Raw genomic sequence first — 20,428 nt, 5'->3', positions numbered from 1 at the left:
GATGCAGGAAATCGAACTTCGAACTGGTGCCTGGTATCACGATCGGTCCATCCAACTCACCTTCCCGGACTCCTGGGATGTTGTGACCTACTGGCCGGATACGCCTCCTCCGTTGACCGACGAAGAGATTGCCGAGCAAATCCGTCGGCCGATCGGGCAGCCGACGCTCAGCGAGTTGGCAAGAGGAAAAAAGCGCCCCGTCATCGTCGTGGACGACTTGGCGAGACCGACGCCGGTTTTCAGGATTCTGCCGTTCTTACTCAAGGAATTTGAGGCAGCCGGGATTCAGCCGCATGACATCCGGATTCTCGTGGCGACGGGCACCCACGGTCACCAAGACGCGACGGCTCTGGCAAGCAAGATAGGCCAGCCGGCCTACGCACGTTGCCAGGTGATCGTCCACAGCGATCTACGCGGTGCGAAACTCATCGGGACGACGTCATTTGGAACGCCGGTCTATGTCAATGGTGAACTGTGCAAGGCTGATCTGATCGTTGGAATCGGAGGTGTCTATCCCCAACACACGACCGGATTTGGGGGCGGTGGAAAGCTCATGCTGGGGGTCTCGGGCCGCAAGACTATCCGGACATTGCATTTCCGGCACAAAGGCGTCGGAGGCTCCTATAACATCGATAATGACTTCCGGAAAGACGTGACTGAGATTGCGCGCATGGCCGGATTGAACACGATCTATACCGTTCACATCAACGATCGCATGGAAGTGGTCCAACTCCTGGCGGGAGATCATTATACCTACTATCCCCAGGCAGCCGAGTTCTCGAAGAAGCGCTACACGGCCCCGCTGCCTGAGGATGCGGATGTCGTGATCGTCAATTCCTATCCATCCGACGTGTCCTACACGTTCGTCAGGAAGGCGATGAAACCGATCCGTTGTGCTCCCCGTAGCGCCATGAAGGTTGTGATCGGGTCGATGCATGAAGGGCTGGGCCATCACGGATTATTTCAACAGGGGCTGAGTGATCGGATCCGAGAATATCGCGAACTGTACAACAGAATTTCCGTGATGTCTCCAGGTGTTATCATGCAGAAGCTCATCAAGAACATGTTCTTTCGAAATCATCGACAGACTCAGTCTCATGCCAGTGTTTCCGTCGCTCCGCAAGTCGAACCTCTGTGGGTGTATCGACCTGCAGGGGCTGGTGTTGCGATGCAGGATCTTGAGGGGGTGCGGATCGTACAGTCATGGGATGCTGTGCTCAAGGGGATCCAGGCCCGCTTTGCGTTAAAGAGCAGCGTGAAAGTCCGGATCTACCCGTGCGGCTCACTGCAATGCCTCGACGCGCCGCTTGGCCAAGATCAGGCCTCTGGTGATTGAGAGGGGAAGATGGGACGACGCCTGCTGAGAGTAGAACGACTAGCCGCCAGGATCCGCAAGATCTGGGAGGAGAAACGGAATTCTGCCGGGCAAACGTATGTCCATCACCGCGTTTCAGAATATCAGGAGATCTGGAGAAATGTGGCAGCGAAGGTCGGAGCTCGCTTTACAGTCTTGGCGGATTCGGTTTGGGAACTGGAGCTGAATGGAAAGAAAACCAGGATTCTCAACGACAAGCTGGAGTTCGATAATCCGGTTACGCTTGAGATCGCCGGCATGAAGCCGTTGGTCTACCAGCTATTCGCCGAACGTGGACTCCGGGTGCCGGAGCATCGGACATACCAACTCGACGACTGGAAACAAGCCGCCGAATTTCTCAAAAGCCATCCGAAAGGGTGTGTCGTCAAACCCGCGAATGGAACCTCGTCCGGTCAAGGTGTCACGACCCATATTTTGACGGAGAGTGAGGTGAAGACAGCCTCCATTCTAGCGTCTCTCTATTGCTCGGATCTCTTGATTGAGCCGATGATCCCCGGAGAGTGCTACCGTCTCCTGGTCTTAGATGGCGAATTGGTCCATGCTGTCCGTCGGACAGGGCCAAGACTGGTCGGGGATGGAGTCTCAACGATAGCCAGCCTGCTTCAGGTGGACAATGAATTCCGGAGGAGTCGAGGTGAGCAGCCCCTTGATGCCGATCGCGATTGCCTCTTCACCCTCGATTATCAAGGGCTCTCATTGGAATCGGTGCCCCTCCATGGACAGGCCGTCCTCGTCAAAAGCGTGAACGATCCCCGGAGGAAGTGCGTCGAGGTTCGGACCGTCTACAACGATGTCGTGACTCATCTCATCTGCGACTCGTTGAGACATAATGCAGAGGCAGCGGCCAAGATTCTGAACTCGCGCCTGGTCGGGGTGGATTTCATCACGGTCGATCCCACGGTTCCTTTGGACAAGAGCGGAGGGGTGATCAACGAGGTCAATACGACACCCGGGCTGCATCACCACTATGACGCGGCCTGGGAATCTTTTCCCGAGCCTGCCCCGCGGATACTCCAATCATTGTTCAGTCGGTAACCGTCCATGGGCAAGAAGGTACTGCTCATTTCCTATCATTATCCGCCCAGCGTGGAGGTGGGCGGTCTGCGATGTGCAAATTTTTCCAGGCACCTGCCCCGCTTCGGATGGATTCCCTACGTCCTGACCTTGAAAGACGAATATCTTGATACAGCAGATCCTGAGAAGCTGAAGTGCGTTGGTTCCGTCAAGATTTTCAAGGCTGGCAGGATGCCCACAGTCTCACAAGCCTATGTGGGAATCAAACGCATAGCGCACTGGCTGTTCAGAAAATCAAGTGAATCGGTCACTCGATCAGACGGCGGTACTGGACCTGGTCAATCATCCAGTCGCGTCGCCGAGACCTGGTCTCAGAAACTCCGTCGATACATCCTGTCTTTTTTGTCGCTTCCGGACGAGCAGAGGAACTGGGTCTTGCCTGCTGTGATTCAAGGCGTTCGTATTATCAAACGAGAGAAGATCGACTGTATCTTCACGTCGAGCCCACCGTATTCGGTCAATCTGGTCGGATGGTTGCTCAAGGCTATTACGGGTGTGCGCTGGATTGCCGATTTCAGGGATCCATGGATGACCGGGGGTTCCAAGAAACTGTACGTGACCTGTGCGGTGTCGTTGGGAATCGAGCGATGGCTGGAACGGAGAGTGGTTGAGAAAGCCGATTTGCTCGTGGCGAATACCGAGATGTTATCCGAGGCCTTCAGAAAGGCGTATGGCTCTCAGCTGTCTGACCGGTGTGTCTGTATCACGAACGGATTCGATGGGGAATTGTTCTCAAGTTTCGGCCCTGTGAAGAAGGAAAAGGTCTTTACGATCACCTATACCGGGACCCTGTATTTCGGAAGGACACCAGAGCCGGTGTTTCAGGCTGTTCATGAGCTGATCCATGAGGAACGGATTGATGCCCAATCGATCCGGATTCGATTGATAGGACATTGTCAGGTCATTGATGGCAGACCCACAGGGGAGATCGTGCACGACTATCAGTTAGAAGGGATTGTGGAGGTCCTGAAACCGGTTTCATATAAGCGGGCGATCGAGATGGTTAAGCAAAGCCAACTCGCGCTGCTCTTAGCGCCGAACCAGCCGTATCAGATTCCGGCGAAAGCCTACGACTATATGGGAACTGGGACCAGAATCCTGGCTTTGGCAGAGGATGGAGCGACGTGCGACCTGGTTCGCTCTACCGGGGTTGGAGCGGCGTTTCGCCCTTCCGATACGGCAGGGATCAAGGAGTTTCTGCTTCGATCCATGAGTCCAGACTGCTTGTCGATCGACTCCAAGAGCAAAGGTCCAGTCTCCGAGTACGAGATTCAATCTCTGACACGACGTCTCGCGCAATATCTGGATAGCTTCGGCGGCCAGGCGGAACGCGCTGAACGGGTAGGAGGATCAGGACATGCGGCTTGAAGTCGGAAGGTCAGCCGGACCGGAATGGACCCGATGGGTTGAGCGGTTCGAGGGCAATATCTATCACAGCCAGGAGTGGGCCGAGATTTGTCGATCGGAGCATGTCTACCCATTGTTTTTCCGAGGACTGGATGAACAGGGCCGGTGCGTCGGGATCGCGCTTGGAATCGAGCGCCGCTCTTCAAGGCCGGTGATCGGGCATTTTTCAAGGAGACTGGATTTTGAGACATTCCCCGCGGTTCAAGGGAATGACGTCCAACTAGCCAGCCGGATGATCAGCCTGTTGGTCGAGTTTGCGAAGGCCGGAGGATATCGTGGACTCACGATCCAGTCTCACTATGCCGGGATGATGGTTGCCGATCTGGACCGCCTGGGTCTGATGATCACACCAAGGGTTGAGTGCATTGTCGATCTGACGAGGTCTGAAGAGGAGCGGTGGAAGCAGCTTTCGACACACCATCAGAGGAAGATCAAGAAAGCCGGCCGGCATGGTCTGGTCTTGGAGGAGGTCTGCACAGCCGAGGCTATGCAGGAGTTGAGGAGGCTCCAGATCGGTTCGCGCGACCGAAGAACGGCACGGGGCGAGTATTTCGGCCTGCAGCACGAAGCCTATTACGAACAGATGGGTCGGCGGTACTTTGAAAGAAATCTAGGTCGCCTGTTCATCATGCGGCATGAAGGGCACGCTATTTCGGCCGCGTTCATCTCGATGTATTCGGGACGGGCCTTCTATGTGCTTGGCGGAAGTGAACCGAAAGGGTTTGAGATGGATGCGCCGGCGCTGTTGTTTTGGAAGGTCTTCAGTCGCTGCATGGAACTGGGTTGTCGGGAGTTCAACCTCGGAGGAGTTCCGGCTTCTTCCGCTGATCCGGAATCCCTCGCGCATGGATTATACCGGTTCAAATCTGGTTTCGGGGGGCGCCAGGTTCAACGGGTGACCGGAGTGTTGGAGCATCTTCGCCCGAGTTTCAATTCGCTGGCCAAGAACATGAAAGACCTCTGGCTTCCGTTAACGACGAGCGGGTAGGTCGAGCGATGCTCTGGTGGTCAGGAGATGTGGAATGTTGTGGGCCAGTGACCGAACTTTCTAGTGAGCGGGGTTAAACAAGAAGATGGACGTGTTAGTCACAGGAGCGGATCAGCGACAAGGGCTGGCAGTAATCCGTTCACTCGGCCGGCGTGGTGTCTCAGTCGTGGCAGCGGGGCCGGACCCCAACAGTCTGGGGTTCTCTTCCCGTTATGCGGCAGCCCAATGGGTCTATCCTTCGCCTTTTGAGCAAGCGGGTGCATTCGTGGAGTCGATCTGTGAGGCGGCCAGGCGATTTCAGGTCCGTTTAGTGATGCCGGTTGTCGAGTCTACGGTGGCTGTACTGAACGAGCACAGGGAAATGATCGAGTCCGTTGCGCCGCTGGCCATGGCCTCCCGCGAGGCGGTGTCGCTGGCCCTTGATAAACGTAGTCAGTATTTGCTGGCCCAGCAGCATGAGATTCCGATTCCCAAAACGATGGTTCCAATCTCAATGCAGGAGGTAGATGCGCGCATAGCGGGGCTTCACTTTCCAGTCGTCGTGAAACCCAATCAAAAACCTCATGGCACATCAGCGTCATCCGGCGACTTCAAGGTCACGTTCGTGGCCGACGAAGATGCGCTCCGAAAACTCCTGGCCATCTACTTTCGGCATTTGGTTGTGCCGATTGTGCAGGAGTTCTATGTGGGGCACGGGATCGGGTTCGGCGTGCTCATGCATCGTGGCCAGCCGCTGGCCTGCTACCAGTATCACCGCGGCCGGGAGTTCATGCCGACCGGGGGTGTGCCGGTGCGGTATGAAAGCATGCCGATCTGGCCGAACGTGCAGGACTACTCCGTCCGTTTCCTTCGAGCCATGGGATGGGAAGGTGTTGCGCAGGTCGAGTGGAAGGCCATGCCAGGCACCAGGGACGTTGTCTTAATGGAGGTGAACGGCCGTTTTTGGGCGTCACTCCCCGGGTCGTTGCACGCAGGGATGGAATTTCCGTTCTGGCTCTACCAGAGCCAGCTGGGGGAGCCAGTCCACTACGACAGGCCTTATCGCCAGAAGGTCGCTAGCCGATATTTGCAGGCCGATCTCAAGCGCCTGGAACTGGTGCTCCGACACGATTTTCCCATCAGCAGCGTGCCGCTGCCGTCAAAGTGGAGAGAGTGTATGGATTTCGTTCTTGATGGCTTTCGCTGGCGGGTGAAAGGAGACATTTGGTCGTGGGACGATTGGTCTCCCGGCCTTCAGGAAGCCTGGAAGATCATCATGTATTTCTGGAATCGTGCAAATCAAAGGACGCTTGGGCCAAAGGTAGAAGGATAAATTCGGATGATATACGCACCGTTTGTCAAACATGTCAGCTTGCCGCTGTACCACTGGTGGCATGGGTCCGACCTGTTGAAGAACATCCGGACATTCGAGGCATCGCAATGGCTTTCCCAGGAGCGCCTCCGGGCGATGCAATGGGAGCGGCTGAGCCGGCTGCTCGAACATGCCTATGAAAATGTCCCGTACTACCAAGAAAAGTTCAAGGAGATAGGGGCAGAGCCAAGGGATATCCGTTCGTTTGAAGACTTTGGCAAGTTTCCTACTCTGACGAAGCGGATCCTTCAAGAGAGGCTCGCAGACCTGATCGCTTCAAATATCCCGCGCGGCGAAATGGTGAAGGGGATCACCAGCGGCTCTTCAGGGCAGCCGACTTCTTATATTCAAGAGAAGGCCAGCAACCGGATCCGGGCGGCAGCCGGAAAGCGGCTCACCAGGATCGCAGGATACGATCTTGGGCAGAGACTATTCTATTTGTGGCGTGACAGTCCCTTCGTCATCGATGGGGATCGAGTCAGGCCGTCCTCAGATGTGCAGGAGCCGAAATCTTCTGCCCTGGCAAAATTGAAGGGGGCGCTGCACGATCGCTTTGGCGTGGAGAATCAAACTTTGAGGGTCGATCCCACGTTGATGACTGAGGTGGAGATGGCCAGAGTTTACGAGCGGCTGCGATCATTCAAGCCTCACGTCGTCATCTCGTATGTGAGTACGCTCTATATGTTCGCCCAGTATCTGGAGGCCAATCGTCTTGGAGGGATTGCGCCCGGTTCCGTCATCGTGTCTTCAGAGACGCTTTATCCTCATCAACGTGAGTTGATGGAGAGAGTCTTCGGATGCCGGGTTTACAATCGATATGGCCTCAGCGAGACGGGCATCGTCGCAATCGAGTGCCCTGTCCGCGAGGGGCTCCATCTCAATCAGGAAATCCTCCACATGGAGCATGTCCCGGACGCATTCGGCTATACGCAGTTGGTTGTGACAGACCTGATCAACAAGGGTATGCCGTTACTTCGGTATGAGACCGGGGATACAGGCCGGTTGATCGAGGAGCCCTGTCGATGCGGCCGCGGATTATGTCGCATCGGAGACCTCGCTGGCCGCATCATCGATCAGCTTCCGACCAGGCTGGGTGGGCATGTGAATGGCCAGCTGTTTGCGACATTCCATTGGATCGAAGGCGTCAAGCAGTATCAGGTGGTGCAGGAGAAGATCGACGCCTTTAAAATTCGGATCGTCCGGACTTCTTCCTTCGCTGAGAACAACCTTGCCCCGATGCTCCAGACCATCCGCGAACGGTTCGGAGGGGATACTTCGATCGGGGTGGATTATCTCGAAAACATCCCCTTCACCAGAGGGGGGAAATACAAACTCGTTGTGTCTGAAGTCACAACGCAGGAGGTGTTGCGATGATCACGGCCGTTTCAGATTTGTTCAAGTACTATTCTTCGTTCGCCGACGCCGAACTGCTCAAAGTCTATCTGGCCGGATCACGATCCGAGGAGCGGGGTACGATGGAACACATCGAGGCCGCGGTCCAGTGGATCTGCCAGGCCCAGGACGCGTTCGAGGGCGGAGGAGTGGCCCGGAGCTACTCCATGGTCTACCAGCCATATTTTAAGAAAAGAGGCTGGTTTGCTCCCTATCCGGAGACCACCGGATATATCATTCCGACTCTCATCGATTATGCGCGATTGGTCAATAGCCAGGAATTCGTTGATCGAGCAGTTCGGATGGCGGACTGGGAGTGCCGGGTCCAGATGCCGAGCGGAGCAGTGCAAGGGGGGATGATCGATCAGCCGTCTTCTCCTGCAATCTTCAACACGGGCCAGGTGATTTTTGGATGGATTCGAGCGTTCAAAGAGACCGGTGCATCGAAATACTTGGATAGCGCAGTCAGGGCTGGAGGATTCCTGGTTTCGCAGCAGGATAAAGACGGCGCATGGAGAAAATCTCTTTCCGATTTCACGAATGGGTCACGGATGACTTCCTATACCTATAATACGAGGACGGCATGGGCGTTGTTAGAGCTTGCGCTGGTGACCGGAAACGAAGAATTTAAGGAAGGGGCCATTCGGAACGTCGAATATGCATTGGGGGAGCAGACAGAGAACGGGTGGTTTCGATCCAATTGCCTGACGCAGCCGGACCGCCCGCTGACTCACACGATTGCCTACTGTATCAGGGGGATCATGGAAGTCGGATCGCTGCTTAAGAATGAGACCTATCTCGCTTCGGCTCGAAAGGCGGCAGATGCCCTTTTGGCCAGACAGCGACCCGACGGCAGCCTTCCCGGCCGATACAATGGGCATTGGGAGCCTGCTGTGTCCTGGCGGTGCCTGACCGGGGAAGCTCAGATGGCGGGGATTTGGGGACGGTTGTATCAGCTCACCGGCATGCCGGACTATCTGGAAGGGATGAGAAAAGCCAATGCCGGGCTCAGAAAAGTTCAATTCATGCGCACCGATCAGCCGGGGCTGTATGGGGGCATCAGCGGATCTGAGCCGATTCATGGCATGTATGGCCGATTTGAGATCCTCAATTGGGCCGTCAAGTTTTTCCTGGACGCCCAGATGTTAGAGCTATCGCTGAGAAAGATGGGCGATAGCAGGCTGCGATCTCATGGCATCGGTGACGGTGCCTCTTCCAACTAAACACTGTCCGCCCATCGCAGATTGTGCTGTTTTCAGTAGTTGCATTCGCACTGACTGTTACACCCTGCTCCTGCTCTGCCATTGAATTCCTAACAGTGTCGACTGCGGTTGTTGCCGGCTCGCGGCCGTCGAATTTGCGAGGGCCTCTCCAACAAAAGGGAGCGCCATCGTTTTCTCCAGAAAGTTGATCTCGTATTTATGAAAGATCGTATCGGAAAAGCCGTGTTCTGGGTGGGATGGTCGAAGGGTTTTGTCCAATTCATTTCCTTCCTCAGCACGCTGTATATCGCCAGGCTGCTAAGCCCGAACGATTACGGCCTTATGGCCATGACCGCTATCTGGGTAGGCGCGTTGGCGATTGTGACGGAAATGGGGTTAAGCGCGATAGTCATTCAATTCAAGGATCTTGATGAGCGGGAGCTGAACCTCTGTTTTTGGAGTGCTGTGGGGATGGCGGCTGTTGGGTACGGAGTCCTGTACGTGGCTGCACCCACGATTGCAGACTGGTTTGGTGTCCCGATGATTTGTGAGATTCTGCGTGTCGTCAGTCTTACTCTGCCGTTGACCGCTGTCAAGATCATACCGGATGGCCTGTTACGAAAAGCGCTCGCACTCGACAAGACCTCGCGAGCTGAAATCCTCTCAGTCGCCGTAGCGGTACCGGTGCAGGTTGCAATGGCTTCTGCAGGGTTCGGCGTGTGGGCGCTGGTGACGGGCACTCTGCTCATGCCATTGGTGCAAAGCGTCATTACCTTCAAGCTTTCTGCGTGGCGACCGGGCCTAAAGATGGGGAGCCCTCGCACCAGAGCCATTCTGAACTTCGGTTCAGCCAAGCTCGGCGGCAGTATTAGCTGGGCTGTCTATGAGCAAACGGACAGTCTCGTCCTGGGAAAGATGTCAGGCGAGATGGGGGTCGGTTTATATTCGATGGCCAAACAGATCGCGTTGTTGCCCGTCCATAAGATCTCCGTTGTGGTGAATCAGATTGCCTTTCCGCTCATGGCAGGATTGCAAGACAACGTGGAGCAGATGCGGTTGGTGTTCCTGCGCCAGATACGAATGGTCGCGTGCCTGACTTTCCCTCTATGCATCGGGCTTGCACTAGTAACGGAGGATCTTGTCTGGGTGGCCCTTACAGAGAAGTGGTTGCCGCTTGTCCCGTTGCTGCAAGTCTTGTGCGTCAGTTCTGTTGTCCGGTCCTGTGAGGTGCTGTTTCCTCCGGTATTACTGTCCCGGTATCGGGCTTCGGTCTTGTTCTGGTGGACGATCAGTCTACTGTTCGTCATGCCGATCGCATTCTGGGCAGGGGCGTCATTGTCAGGAGGATTCGGTGTTGCGCTGGTCTGGGCGTTGGTCTATCCCGCCATGGTTGCAGGGATGATGCAGCGGGCTCTCAGAGAAATTAACCTCAATTGGAAGGTGGTTTGGGGCGAAGTGGCGCCGATAGTGAAGGGAACCATAGTGATGGCAATATCCGTCAGCCTGTTGCTCTCAGCGATGCATGCCGAGGATGCCGCGACCCATTTGCTTCGATTGATCCTGAGTGTCGGCCTTGGCGCGGTTGTCTACGGTGGCTGTATCTTTTGGCAAGGGGGCCGACTGGTCAGTGAGATCGTCCAACTTGTGCGATGGGTGATTGGGAAAGACATGACATTCAATCCGAGGAGCACAACAAAAGGCGCGTGAGGCATCAGGCTAAGGAGGATTCCGCGATGATCCAGCAACACAAGACACAGGCAGCGGGCGTGGATGTTTCCTCAACCACGACGGGACCAGTTGCGAATGGTGGGGCGCAATGTCTCTCTGTGGGCGAGGGAAATGAGCGTGACGGACTGGGCGAGCGCAGTGTTGCCGGCACCGGAGTAGAGGCGCAAAAGGAATTCGTGCAACAAGGACAGCCAATGATTTGCGACGCCCTCTCGTTGCTCGTGATTCGACTGCTGAGAGAAGGTTCCCGGTTGGCGCCGTCCGGGAGCGATCTGTGGCGGGTAAACGATCTGGCAAGCAAACTGGCAGGCAGGCTCTCGAAGGGGCATCAGATCGTTGTGCGCTCGCGCGATGGAAGGCGATTTTGTGTGGACCCAAGGGAAAAACAATATCACATGGGCCTGCTCGGCACGGGAGTCTATGAGCCGGTAGAGACCCGTGTCGTGATGGCTTGTGTCTCTGAAGGCGATATGGCGTTCGACGTCGGGGCCAATATCGGGTGGTATACCACCCTTCTGAGCCGGCTCGTAGGGCCTCGAGGAACCGTTCACGCCTTTGAACCGCTGGCTAGCACCTATCAAGTCCTCACGGGCAACTGCAACTTAAACAAATGCCTCAACGTGGTACTCAATAATATTGCGCTGGGCGACAGAGACGGCAGGGTGACGATGCATTACTACCCCGATGAAGCATGTGGCAATGCCTCGATGGTCCGGATGTCCACCGCATCATCCATTCAGTCAACCTGCAGCCTCACGACGCTTGACGCCTTTGTGCTGAAGTACCACGTGAGCCGATGCGACTTCATCAAATGCGACGCGGAAGGCGCAGAGATGGATTTTGTAAAGGGCGCGTGCCGGACATTGAGCGAGTTCGAGCCCAGCATATTAATTGAGTTAAACCCTCATATCTTTGCTATGGCGGGGTATTCATCGAGCGATTTGTTGAGGAAGATTCGGGAGTGTGGGCCCTACCGGTTCTTTTCCGTCGACAGGGGCGACTATGAAGAACTTATAAACCTTGAATCCTCCAATGGGGTTATCGGGCATCACAACGTGCTCTGTGTCTCGGAACGGTCCGCGATGTTCAAGAGGATTGCCTCCTTGTCGGGCGCGCAAGCGGGCTAAATAGCTCTTAGTGGTGTTTCCAGGTCTCAGCGTCTGTCTCCAATCTCTTCTGTACGGATAATGCCCCGACGGGAAGGATCTTGCAGCCATGTGTGGAATTGTAGCCGTCCTCAATTTTGACCGCGCAGCCATAGACTCTCAACGGCTGAGGGCTATGCGGGACGTGTTGCACCATCGAGGGCCTGACGACGAGGGGTTGTTCGTAGAGGGCCCCGTCGGCCTGGGTCACCGCCGCTTGTCCATTATCGATCTATCGGAAACCGGCCGGCAGCCCATGTCCAATGAGGATGGCTCGATCCAAGTCGTGTTCAACGGGGAGATTTACAACTACCTTGAATTAACGCAAGACCTGAAAGCCAAGGGGCATCGGTTTTCATCCTCCTCGGATACTGAAGTCATTCCCCACCTGTATGAGGAAGACGGAGAGGAGTGCGTCACCCGGTTTAATGGAATGTTTTCGTTTGTCCTGTGGGACCGGCGCCGGCGCCGTTTGGTTGCAGCCAGAGATCGGATGGGGATCAAGAACCTCTATTACTATGTTACTCCCAAGAAGCTCATCTTGGCCTCCGAGATCAAGGCGATCCTGGAAGATCCGGATGTCGAGAGGGCCATCGATCCCCAGGCGTTGGCTGATTACGCTTTCTGTGGCCGGGCGCTCGGAGGCAAAACGATGTTTCGGAATATCCGGGAACTTGAACCGGGGCATATGCTCCGTGTGGATCTCGAATCGGGCCGCCCTCTGATCAAAAAATACTGGGGACTGCGATACAATTACAATCGCTCTCGGTCCGACGAGGCGGTCAGGGATGAGTTATTTTATCTCTTGGACGAGTCAGTGAAGATGCACTGCCGAAGTGACGCGTCCTTAGGGTGTCACCTGAGTGGTGGTTTAGATTCCAGCACGGTGACGGCTCTGGCCGCGCGGCATCGCCCAGGCCTGAAGACCTTCTCCATCGGGTTTGCAGAAGATGGATTTGTGGATGAGACCCTGCTCGCCCGGATTGTGGCTCGCCATGTGGGATCCGAATACTGTGAGGGCAAGCCGGACTCCATGGATTTCGCCAGTCGCCTTCCCTATTTACTCTGGCACATGGATGTTCCAATGGCGACGCAAGGCGGGTTCGCATATTTCACGGCCTCCCAACTGGCCCGTCATCATGTGAAAGTTACTTTGACGGGGCACGGCGGTGACGAACTCTTCGCAGGCTATCCGGCACAATTTCAGGCCAGCTTTGGCCGTACGGACATGTTCGGCCAGTTCAAATATGCTCAGCGCATGTCTGGCTCACCGCTGGATCAGCCCCTGATCAAGAAGCTGTTGAGTCGTGGTTTGACAGGCCTGGCTCGGTCCCTCCGGCAGCGGATATTCAAGCCAGAGAAGACTCTCAAAGATCTCTGGATCGAGCTTCACTGTGGTCAATGGCTAGGAGCTTTCACCGCCGATTTTACGACGAGCTTGGGAGGCTACAGCCCCGTTGATGATTATCTCAAACCGTTCCTGGAGGTCGACACCGATGAGGTTCTGGACCAGTGCCTCTATCATGATCAGCGGGTTTATCTCCCCAGTCTGCTTCTCTTAGAGGACCGCGTCAGTATGGCGCTGTCGATTGAGTCTCGGGTGCCGTTCCTCGATAACCGGATCGTTGAGTTCCTTGCTACGGTTCCGCCAGAGCAGAAAGTGAGAGGGCTCGAACCGAAGTACCTGTTGCGGCAAGTGGCAGCCAAGCTGCTTCCCAATGAGGTGTGGGCGAGGAGGGATAAATGCAACTTCCCTGTTCCGGACAATTTCTGGCGATCGAAAGTCATGAAAGATCTCACAGAGGAGATCTTGATTGCCCCGGACAGCATCAGCCGGGGAATCTTTACGCCTGATGTTCTGAAAGGAGCTTGCCAGTACGGTGACCTGACGTGGGCGCTCGTGAACGTCGAGCTGTGGTTTAAGATTTTCGTTGACCAGAATCCCAACTGGACCGACCGGATTGTCTCTCCGCCGCCTGTCAGGCTGGAGCGGGAGGTTCACAGTCGACGACTTAGGGTGGTGAAGTGAATCCGGCGGAATCAATCGATTGCCGGTTCATGTGGGTGACTTCAGTCATTCCCCCTCAGATTCCTGAGAACTCTACGAAAACAATGTTACGGGACAGCCTCCCTTCGTGATTGAAGGGGAGCGACGGAGACAAGCTGAACGGAAGTCGATAGGGCATTCAGGGGCAGAGCGGGAATCGCAGGAGACAGTAGAAAGACATGGCCAGAGTCAATGTCATCAGAATAGAGCAATCCAACGAAGAAGCGGTCTGGGATCGTTACGTTGGAGAACATCAAGGGGCTACGACGTACCACCTCACGGCCTGGCGTCATGTGATTGCCAACGTCTTCGGGCATCCTACCCTCTATTACATGGCGACAGACGAGCAGGGAGATGTGAGAGGCATTCTTCCGCTGGTGTATCTCAAGAGCCGAGTATTCGGGACGTTTCTGGTTTCCCTTCCCTACTTCAACTATGGCGGCGTGATTGCCGAAAGTGGGGAGGTGAGAGATGCGCTCTTAGCAGAAGCCGTGCGTGATGCAGGGGCACTGGGGGCTTCCCACATCGAACTCCGCCACGTGGCCGGGATGGAGCTGGCGTGGCCTAAGAAAGATCATAAAGTATCGATGCGTTTAGAGCTTCCACCTCGGTACGAGGATCTGCTCAAAGGATTTCCTCCAAAGTTGCGGAGTCAAATCCGGCGTGGTGAAAAGGAGGGCATGGAAGTCAAAGTCGGGGAGGGAAACCTGCTCGATGAGTTCTACACAGTATTCTCGAGGAACATGCGCGATTTAGGGACGCCGGTGTATAGAAAACATTTCTTTGCCGAGATTCTTCGATCTTTCCCCAAAGAGACCAAGATCGCTGTCGTGTCTCTGGAGGAACAGCCTGTGGCAGCTGGCTTTCTCGTGGGGTTTCGCAATACCCTGGAAATTCCATGGGCATCCTCGGACAGGCGCTACGCTCGGATTGCTCCGAACATGCTGTTGTATGGCTCTGTGCTTAGATATGCCTGTGAACAGGGGTATCGGATTTTCGACTTTGGGCGCTCCACAAGGGATAGCGGAACGTACCGATTCAAACAACAGTGGGGGGCCAAGCCTGTTCAGCTTGAATGGCACTACTGGCTTCGAGATGGTCAGCCTCTTCCGGAACTGAATCCTCAGAACCCAAAATTCAGCTTCGCTATCGAGACATGGAAGCGGCTTCCACTTCCACTGACCACTTTGATAGGACCTCGGATTTCAAAGTATCTGCCATGAAAGTCCAACGGCACCTGCCTCCAACTGCAGCACCGTTATGTCTTCCTGATCTGCTGAAGGGGATCGCGGGACTGCTGCGTCCTGCTCCCTCATGTGCAAAGTTGGAGTCGGAACTGAAGAGTTACTTCGGGGTTCGGCATGTCTTTCTCCTGACCTCTGGTAAGGCAGCATTAGTAACGGTTCTGAATAGTATGAAAGCCCACTCCTCCCGTCGGCAGGTCATCATACCGGCCTACTCTTGCTACTCAATTCCCTCCGCTGTTCATAAAGCCGGGCTCGAGGTTGCCCTTTGCGATGTGGACCCGCACAGCCTCGATTTCGACCTTGGCGAGCTGGAGGCTGTTGTGGGGGAGAACACTCTAGCCATTGTTACGCCTCATTTGTTCGGTCAACCAGCGGATCTCAAGAGTATCAAAGCGATCGCCAAGTCGTCTGGCGTGTTCGTCATCGAAGATGCAGCGCAGGCGATGGGAGGTCGAGCTGACGGCCAATGGCTTGGCACACAGGGAGATGTCGGGTTTTTCAGCCTCGGTCGGGGGAAGAATGTCTCAGCCGGATCTGGGGGAGTGATAGTCACCAACTCCGACAGCGTGGCTGAGGCGGTATCGGCACTGTACCAAGGATTACCTCAAGAACCGGCGGCAAGCTTGCTCGCGAATGCCCTCACAGTTATTGCCACCAAAGTGCTCCTTCATCCCCTACTGTATTGGCTGCCTGCGGGGTTACCGTTCCTGGGGCTCGGTGAAACCAAGTACTCCCTGGATTATCCGGTCTGCCGGATGGACGGGATGCGAGCAGGATTGCTTTCCTCGTGGAGGAGCCGGCTCGAAGAATCAAATCGATGTCGGATCAAGGCCCACCAACTGTTTCGAAAAAGACTTCCGTCGTTTACTCGCACCATTAACCCCGGGCCATCTGATCAATCGGCCTACCTGCGCCTTCCCCTGCTGATGCCAACTGCTCAACAAAAGGCCGCGCTGTGTCTCATTGCCAAAGACTACGGGCTGGGTGTGAGTGCCTCATACCCAGCGCCGGTTTGCATGATTCCCGAGGTTGCATCCAAACATCGGTCGCAGCGCTTTCCGGGGGCTGAGGCCTTGGCGGCGCGATTGGTCACGTTGCCGCTGCACCGCTATGTCACGGAAGACGATGTCGAACGGATTGCCATGGCCATCAGCCGGTTTTCTGGGGAAGCTGAAGAGGCCATCGCGCAAGGGTATAAGCGGACGTGTGTAACAGCCAAGTGATGCGGGAACCCTACCGCGGTCGAATGCAGGCGGGGAATCGCCCGAAAAAAGCGAGCGTTACCGATGGGCAATGAAATTATTTTTTGGTTGTCGCTGGGGTTGATGGGCTATGCCTATTTCGGATACCCGCTCCTGCTCGGCGTGATGTCCTTGTTTAGGGACCGTGAAGTGATGAGGGCCGACATTACGCCGTCCGTGACGTTTGTGATCACAGCCTATAACGAAGAGAATCGGATCACGGAAAAACTTGAAAACACGCTCAAGCTGTCATATCCCGACGCTCTTCTGGAAATCATTGTTGCCTCCGATTGCTCTTCAGATAGGACTGATGAGTTGGTGAAATCGTATGAGTCGAGAGGGGTAATGCTGGTGCGGGCTGCCGAGCGCAGGGGCAAAGAAGCTGCACAGAAGCTCGCAGTGCAGTCGGCGAAGGGAGAAATCCTCGTCTTTTCTGATGTCGCGACTATCCTTCCGGGCAATGCCATTCAGAACATTGTTCGGAACTTTTACGATCCTACCGTGGGATGTGTCAGCAGTGAAGATCGCTTTGTCGAGACGGATGGAAAGATCAGTGGAGAAGGGGCGTATGTCCGATATGAGATGTGTCTCAGGTCGCTTGAGACACGCGTCAATTCGCTTGTCGGTCTGAGTGGATCATTCTTTGCCGCGCGGAGCAGTGTCTGTAAGGCCCAGTGGTCGGAGGATCTCCAGAGTGACTTCAATACTGTCCTGAATAGCATGCGTTCGGGTCTTCGGGGTGTCGCAGACCCTGACAGTGTCGGCTACTACAGGAACATTCGAGATGAGAGAAAAGAATTCGACCGGAAAGTCCGCACCGTGTTGAGGGGAATTTCCGTGTTTATGCAGAGCCTTAGTTTGGTAAATCCCTTCCAGTATCCGATTTTCGCCTGGCAGTTGTTCAGCCATAAACTCTGTCGGTGGCTGGTACCCTTTGCCATGATCAGCGCACTTGTGGCTAATACTTGGCTGGCATCGGACTCCATCCACTATGGCCTGTTTCTAGCGGCACAGCTATGCTTTTACATGATTGCCTTTGCAGGAATAGTTCATAAACCCCTCGCCAAGCTCTCGATGGTGAAGTTGTCGACTTTTTTCCTTTTGGTCAATGCGTCAATTCTTCAGGCCTGGTGGCGATATTGCGCAGGGGAGCGGTTGGTGGCATGGGAACCTTCACGGCGATGAGCCGGATCAAAGCCTGGGCCCGCCGAGGCGCCGCAGAGGTGTATTGGCGCACCCCCGGCTGCCTTGACGGGTTACGGGGGAAAGTCACCATCCTCACGTACCATCGGGTTCTCCCGCTCGTAGATGTGGACAAGCATTGTGTGCAGGCCGGTATGTATGTATCACCGGATGTGTTCGAGCGGCATCTCGGCTTCCTGACCGCACAGTTCCAGCTTCTCACGTTTTCTGAATTGCTGAGCTTGTGGGAGACTCGCCGGTGGGATGCGGGAGCCCGCTACTGCGTGATCACCTTTGATGATGGGTGGTTGGATACATATCAGCATGCCTGGCCTATCCTCAAACGGCATCGCGCCCCGGCAACGGTCTTCCTGCCGACGTCCTACATCGGCACCGACCGATGGTTTTGGCCGGACCGGTTGGGGGTGGTGATGCGGAATCATGTTCAGGAGGATGTGTCGGTCAGGCAGGTCCGCGCCCGCCGACTCCAGCGTGAGTTTCCCTGGCTTGCCCCGGCCGCCGCCGCCCTGGAGCAAGGAGATACTGATACCGTTATTGAATGTTGCAAGAAGCAATCTCAGGATCAGATCGATATCTGTCTCGACCAGTGGACGGAAGATCTCCAGATCTGTTTCCCGACTCGGCGCATGCTGATGAATTGGGACGAAACCCGTGAAATGTGTTCCGCCGGAGTGGAGTTTGGTTCACACTCTGTCAGTCATCGCATCCTGACTTCCTTGTCACAGGCTGACTTGACGGAGGAAGCCGAGGAGTCCTTGGCGATGCTCCAGCAGCAGAAGCTTCAGCCCATTCCCGTCTTCTGCTATCCCAATGGAGACTGGTCGCCTCTTGTGGCGGAGAGCGTGCAGGCTGCCGGGTATCGGGCGGCGACTACGACAGAGTTTGGATATGAAAGTGCGCAGCCTGCATTGTGGTTCGGGTTGAAGCGCATCAATATGCATCAGGCCGTCACGTGCAACGAGTCGCTCTTGGCGTTTCATCTGGCAGGGTTCAACGATTTGCCCAACAGCATAAAGGCAACCGTGCGCTCACCGGGGGTACGCTGATGCTTATACCTGCGCAGCGTGGAGTGCTTGTGACTGACGGTAACGAACGGGCGGCACTTGCCGTGACTCGGTCGCTTGGGCGTCGGGGAATCCCTGTGTATGTCGGAGCCGAGACGTCCCGGTCGCTTGCAGGAACATCGCGCTACTGTCGGGGCTCTTTTGTCTATCCCTCTCCCTGGCAGGCACCTGATGAGTATGTGGGCTGTCTGATTGAACAGGCCCGCATGCACGATGCCTCCGTCGTCTTCCCCGTGACCGATCTGGCCGTTGAACTGCTGGGCGAAGCGCAACTGCGAGGCTGTACCACATTCATCCTCCCGATCCCTTCCCTAGAGCGGTATCACAGTCTTTCGAATAAATATCGGCTGATGCAATGGGCACAGAAAGAGGGCATTCCGATTCCAGAGACGCACTTTGTGACAGACGGTGATGTAGATGCCATTATCCCCGGTCTCGATCGTTGGCCGGTGGTCGTGAAGCCGGGGCGGTCGCTGATCCGGGTCCATGGTTCGCTAAGAAAGACCTCGGTCCAATATGCTCGCGATGCCGATGAATTACGCCGGCTTTATGCGGAGCATGAGGAATTGCGCGAGCCTTCGCTGGTGCAGTCGCGGATTGTCGGTCAGGGGGAGGGGGTCTTCGGCATATTTGAAAAGGGCAATCCGCGCGCGATGTTTGCTCATCGGCGTATCCGCGAAAAACCTCCGTCAGGCGGGGTGAGCGTGCTGCGCGAGAGCATTGCCTTGCCGGAACCAATGACAACGTACGCGGAGACCATCGCCCGATCGGTTGAATGGCATGGCGTTGCAATGATGGAGTTCAAAGTCGATCGTCAATCGGGAATTCCGTATTTGATGGAGGTGAATGGGCGATTTTGGGGATCGCTGCAATTGGCCATTGACGCAGGCGTCGATTTTCCCTGGCTACTCTATCAGCTAGCTACGACCGGTTCAGTGCCCGAGTCGCATCCCTATCGAATCGGGGTCAAATCTCGCTGGTGGCTCGGCGATGTGGACCATCTGCTGCTTCGTCTGCGGAAATCTGAGAAAGAACTCAGTCTGCCTCCTGGGAGTCCGTCCCGATTGGCCACCATCACAAACTTTCTCAACGTGTTCGATGAGCAAACACAAGGTGAAGTGTTTCGATTTACTGATCTCAGACCCGGACTTCATGAAATGCGGATGTATCTTCAGCCGCTGTTCGATCGAATCGGGCCCGCGCTAGCCCGGCGACTCTCTGCGGCTGGTTATGCGATGGCGAGAACGGCGTGGATGGTCGGACTTAAGCTCGGTCTCCATCGGAGGAGAATCAAGCGGATACCGTCGGGGGGAGGCGCCGCCGTTCTTGTGCTCTGCAAGGGAAACATCTGTCGAAGCCCGTTTGCCGCTGGATATCTCATGGCACGTTCAAAGTCAGGTCGTGGACTCCTTGAAATCATGTCGGCTGGCCTGGATACCACAGCAGGCAAACCAGCCTATCCGTTGGCCATCACCACGTCGGTCAAACACGGCGTCGATTTACGCCATCATCGTACGACGGTTCTCTCGAAGGAGCTCGTCGACAAGGCCGACATCATTCTGGCCATGGAACTTGTCCATAACACGATGTTGTTCCGGCAGTTCCCTGAAGCGCGAAAGAAGACCTTTCTTCTTGGGCACTTTGCGCCAGACCCTCTTACCGATATTCGTGATCCCTATGGGGGGTCATCTGAAGAGTTTGAAGAATGCTACGCCTTGATCGTGAAGGCCTGTGACGGACTTCTTCAGTACGTGCAGTCCTCACCGCATCTAGCTGAAGCAGGCGAGAATGCGTTCTTGCGGATTCAATCTTGAAGGCCCCCTGCTTGTAGCAGTTTCCTTCGGGCAGAATTCGAGGCAATTGGCCTGGTGATACAGCTGTTGCGCTGAAGTGTCGATGGATAATTGTTGGCGACGACATGAATGAGGAAAAACTTTGAAACATGATTCATTCGTGTATTCTAG

The 20,428-nt window shown here is 55.4% G+C and carries 15 protein-coding genes; all 15 read left to right on the top strand.

The annotated features are described in order from the left end of the window. The first annotated feature begins 1 nt into the window (after position 1). The 15 genes from HZB34_16370 (at position 2) to HZB34_16300 (ending at position 20,278) form a co-directional block, all read left to right on the top strand. Entirely contained in the window at positions 2-1,336 is a 1,335-nt protein-coding gene (locus tag HZB34_16370) for a DUF2088 domain-containing protein (GenBank protein MBI5317538.1), read from the top strand. Positions 1,337-1,345: 9 nt separating this feature from the next. Beyond that, positions 1,346-2,410: a hypothetical protein gene (locus tag HZB34_16365; GenBank protein ID MBI5317537.1), complete on the top strand. Its 1,065-nt coding sequence runs from the start codon at positions 1,346-1,348 to the stop codon at positions 2,408-2,410. 6 nt (positions 2,411-2,416) lie between these two features. Then, positions 2,417-3,817, top strand: a complete 1,401-nt coding sequence (locus HZB34_16360; protein ID MBI5317536.1) for a glycosyltransferase — start codon at positions 2,417-2,419, stop codon at positions 3,815-3,817. Further along, positions 3,807-4,844 (top strand): GNAT family N-acetyltransferase, encoded by a 1,038-nt coding sequence (locus HZB34_16355; protein MBI5317535.1) that lies wholly within the window; start codon positions 3,807-3,809, stop codon positions 4,842-4,844. Before HZB34_16360 ends, HZB34_16355 begins: the two co-directional genes overlap by 11 nt. Before the next feature lie 91 nt (positions 4,845-4,935). Continuing rightward, entirely contained in the window at positions 4,936-6,156 is a 1,221-nt protein-coding gene (locus tag HZB34_16350; GenBank protein ID MBI5317534.1) for a hypothetical protein, read from the top strand. Positions 6,157-6,162: 6 nt separating this feature from the next. Beyond that, a complete protein-coding gene (locus HZB34_16345) occupies positions 6,163-7,569 on the top strand; it encodes a phenylacetate--CoA ligase family protein (protein ID MBI5317533.1) in 1,407 nt (468 codons plus the stop codon). Then, complete coding sequence (locus HZB34_16340) at positions 7,566-8,810, top strand: hypothetical protein (protein MBI5317532.1); 1,245 nt, start codon at positions 7,566-7,568, stop codon at positions 8,808-8,810. Before HZB34_16345 ends, HZB34_16340 begins: the two co-directional genes overlap by 4 nt. A 198-nt stretch (positions 8,811-9,008) precedes the next feature. Then, positions 9,009-10,496 (top strand): lipopolysaccharide biosynthesis protein, encoded by a 1,488-nt coding sequence (locus tag HZB34_16335; protein ID MBI5317531.1) that lies wholly within the window; start codon positions 9,009-9,011, stop codon positions 10,494-10,496. A 26-nt stretch (positions 10,497-10,522) separates the two neighbouring features. Beyond that, complete coding sequence (locus tag HZB34_16330) at positions 10,523-11,644, top strand: FkbM family methyltransferase (protein ID MBI5317530.1); 1,122 nt, start codon at positions 10,523-10,525, stop codon at positions 11,642-11,644. An 88-nt stretch (positions 11,645-11,732) separates the two neighbouring features. Then, entirely contained in the window at positions 11,733-13,691 is a 1,959-nt protein-coding gene (asnB, locus tag HZB34_16325; GenBank protein ID MBI5317529.1) for an asparagine synthase (glutamine-hydrolyzing), read from the top strand. 197 nt (positions 13,692-13,888) lie between these two features. Further along, a complete protein-coding gene (locus tag HZB34_16320) occupies positions 13,889-14,932 on the top strand; it encodes a FemAB family PEP-CTERM system-associated protein (GenBank protein ID MBI5317528.1) in 1,044 nt (347 codons plus the stop codon). Then, positions 14,929-16,179, top strand: coding sequence for a DegT/DnrJ/EryC1/StrS family aminotransferase (locus tag HZB34_16315; GenBank protein ID MBI5317527.1), 1,251 nt, complete (start codon positions 14,929-14,931; stop codon positions 16,177-16,179). The genes HZB34_16320 and HZB34_16315 overlap by 4 nt, the downstream gene beginning before the upstream one ends. Before the next feature lie 63 nt (positions 16,180-16,242). Beyond that, the gene (locus HZB34_16310; protein ID MBI5317526.1) at positions 16,243-17,382 is read left to right on the top strand and encodes a glycosyltransferase family 2 protein; all 1,140 of its coding nucleotides are present in this window, start codon (positions 16,243-16,245) and stop codon (positions 17,380-17,382) included. Beyond that, a complete protein-coding gene (locus tag HZB34_16305; protein MBI5317525.1) occupies positions 17,361-18,446 on the top strand; it encodes a polysaccharide deacetylase family protein in 1,086 nt (361 codons plus the stop codon). Before HZB34_16310 ends, HZB34_16305 begins: the two co-directional genes overlap by 22 nt. 29 nt (positions 18,447-18,475) lie before the next feature. Then, positions 18,476-20,278 carry an ATP-grasp domain-containing protein gene (locus tag HZB34_16300; GenBank protein MBI5317524.1) on the top strand — a complete coding sequence of 601 codons (1,803 nt, stop codon included), beginning with the start codon at positions 18,476-18,478 and terminating at the stop codon, positions 20,276-20,278. Positions 20,279-20,428: the final 150 nt, after the last annotated feature.

This window comes from Nitrospirota bacterium (assembly GCA_016219645.1).
In the GTDB taxonomy this organism is placed as follows: Bacteria; Nitrospirota; Nitrospiria; order Nitrospirales; family Nitrospiraceae; genus Palsa-1315.
Note: the sequence above shows the minus strand (reverse complement) of the source record. Positions and strands in the feature narration are given on the sequence as shown.